The sequence below is a fragment of the Limnospira sp. PMC 289.06 genome (assembly GCF_032350395.1).
GTDB lineage: Bacteria > Cyanobacteriota > Cyanobacteriia > Cyanobacteriales > Microcoleaceae > Limnospira > Limnospira platensis.
Window position 1 is genome coordinate 1 of record NZ_JARPLC010000611.1, and the last position, 224, is coordinate 224.

Sequence of the window (224 nt, forward strand, 5' to 3'; positions counted from 1 at the left end):
ACTGCCAACCATCCATGATTAGGGAAACCGAATGTCCGGCTTGAACCATCGTAAAAATTAGGCAGCGAAACAGGTTGATACGCTGCGCTCAAAAGAGTAAGGGGAAAAGTAGGATTTTGTTTGAGATACCTACACAGACTTTTAAAGTACCCCGGTGGAAAGGACAAGTCTAAAGATGGAATGCCCATATAAACGGAACGTTTTAAGTCCTCCTGGACTCTGAG

Annotated in this window: 1 pseudogene; it reads right to left on the bottom strand. The window is 44.2% G+C overall.

Annotated features, from left to right (window positions below):
- Positions 1 to 188 (bottom strand): annotated as a pseudogene (locus P5674_RS26435) (hypothetical protein); the annotation flags it as partial.
- Positions 189 to 224 lie beyond the last annotated feature (36 nt).